A 2207-nucleotide genomic window follows, 5' to 3' on the forward strand; every position below is an offset into this window, starting at 1 on the left:
CTTTAGATTGTATTGATGATTTAGCTACTACATTGCCATGGCCAGGCCGCACCGTAAATGTACGATCTGTGATAAAAGATAAACATTTAGGGGGAGGAACTTTTGTATTTAGTGCTGATAGTTCAAAAGTTCCAGACGGTTATATTGTTGTTGCTGCAAATGGCGGGAATTGGGTGAAAATCACAGTTGCTTTTCCAACAATTGATGATTTTGGCGGTCTGGGTGACGACCCAAATTATGACGATGCGGACGCATTTATTCGATGTGCGTTGAGTCCATACACAGGTTCGAATATTTATCTTGCTAACAGACAAGTTGAATATCGCATCAATAAACAAGTTGATTGCAAGGGTAAAGGGATTGTTGGAGGTGGATTTAGTAGACAAAATGCCACTGCGTATGCAATGAACTCTCTAAAGGTAAGACCAGGTGATTATTCAAATTCAAATACCCTTCTTAATAATGTGGCATTTATTAACGTGGGCGCCGAAGTAAGAGATTTGCAATTAGTAAGTGAGGGTGTTTCAGAAAATGAGCCTGTAAATTATTTTGTGTAAGTTCCATTTTTTATAAATGATCTTTTAATCGATCATCGAACTGAATCGTAAACCAATTCATTGCTAAACGCCAATTTTGAATTGGCATCGTCCATTTCTTCGCAGCATTTGATGTTGCTAAGTAAATGACCTTCTTTACTGAGTCATCAGATGAAAAGATTTTCCTTTTCTTCGTTGAATGGCGTATTACGCTATTCAACGACTCAATCGCATTTGTTGTATAAATCGCATGACGTATTTCGGCTGGATAGCTAAAGATCGTTCGGATATTTTCCCAATTGGCCCGCCAGGATTCTCCAATTTTGGGATACTGGTGATTCCATTGATCACAGAAGATGTCTAGGGACTTTAAAGCATTTTCCTCTGTACTTGCCTGATAAATCGCTTTCAGACCCGACGTAACAGCCTTGTAGTCTTTCCAGCTTACAAATCTCAGGCTATTGCGTACAACATGCACAATACACAGTTGAATATCAGTATGAGGGTAAACAGAGGCTATCGCGTCAGGAAAGCCTTTTAATCCATCTACACAGGCAACAAGAATGTCCTGTACTCCTCGATTTTTTAGCTCTGTCATGACTGACAGCCAGAATTTGGCACCTTCTGTCTGAGCAATCCACATACCCAGTAATTCTTTTTGCCCATCCATATTGATGCCTAAAGCAAGGTATACGGACTTGTTAATCACATTGGAGTGCTGACGGACTTTGACAACAATACAGTCAAGATAGACAACAGGATAAAGGCTATCTAAGGCTCTATTTTGCCACTCAGTCACTTGCTCAATCACAGCATCGGTAACTTTGCTGATGAGAGATGCTGACACATCGGCATCGTACATTTCTTTGAAGAAGGCTACAATTTCCCTATTAGTCATTCCTTTTGCATACAGTGAGAGGATTTGGTCATCCATACTGGTGATGCGTGTTTGGTGCTTTTTGATAATTTGTGGCTCAAATGAACCTTCTCGATCACGGGGAATATCTAAAGCCAGTTGTCCATCTTGAGTTGTAATGGTTTTAGAACTAAACCCATTACGGCTATTTGAGCCTTTCCTGGACTGATGCTTTTCATAACCGAGATGGTCTGAAAGTTCAGTATTGAGTGCAGTTTCAATCATGAATTTTTTAAAGACTGCTGTCATTTGGTTTAAGTCTTCTGGTGTTTTTAGACCTTTAGCCAATTCGGCAGCCATACTTTTGATTGTTGCTTCATCCATGTGAAGTACCTTTTGTAATTATCCTCTGAAGGATAAATGAAAATTAAGTACTTACACAAAATTTAGAACAGTCCCCAGAAAATATTTCGGGTTTAAAAGTTGATGGTTATAACTTCACACTTTCAAATGCAAATATTTCTGGGTTTTACAATCAAGTATATTTATCGAATGCAACGGTCTCGTTCCGTGTCCAAAATTTGATGTCAATTAGTGCATCAAATGCAGGGTTTTATATTGCTGATGTTGATTCTAAACAAAGTACTACTGCATATTTTGACAACTGCTCATGGCAATGGGGTAAATACCCTGTGCTGTTTGCTAAAGAAGCTTATCAGTGCGTCTTTAATAATATTATTCTTGAATATATGCAGTACGGTTTAACAGCGGGTATCTGGTCGAATTGCTCATTCAATGCAATTTGGGCAGAGCAA

At 38.9% G+C, this 2207-nt stretch carries 1 protein-coding gene and 2 pseudogenes; 2 read left to right on the top strand and 1 reads right to left on the bottom strand.

From position 1 onward, the window contains the following. A pseudogene (locus VXQ92_RS15935) lies at window positions 1-533 on the top strand (hypothetical protein); the annotation flags it as partial. Window positions 534-567: 34 nt separating this feature from the next. Here the strand turns inward: VXQ92_RS15935 and VXQ92_RS15940 are convergent. After that, window positions 568-1776: an IS256-like element ISAba26 family transposase gene (locus VXQ92_RS15940; protein WP_005202188.1), complete on the bottom strand. Its 1209-nt coding sequence runs from the start codon at window positions 1774-1776 to the stop codon at window positions 568-570. A gap of 77 nt (window positions 1777-1853) precedes the next feature. On the opposite strand from VXQ92_RS15940, the pseudogene VXQ92_RS15945 reads away from it, so the two are divergent. Further along, a pseudogene (locus VXQ92_RS15945) lies at window positions 1854-2207 on the top strand (hypothetical protein); the annotation flags it as partial.

The organism is Acinetobacter sp. 228 (assembly GCF_048147885.1).

Bases quoted from the DNA above. Each gene is read 5' to 3' on its own strand.
- VXQ92_RS15940 (WP_005202188.1), bottom strand. From the start codon at position 1,776: ATGGATGAAGCAACAATCAAAAGTATGGCTGCCGAATTGGCTAAAGGT.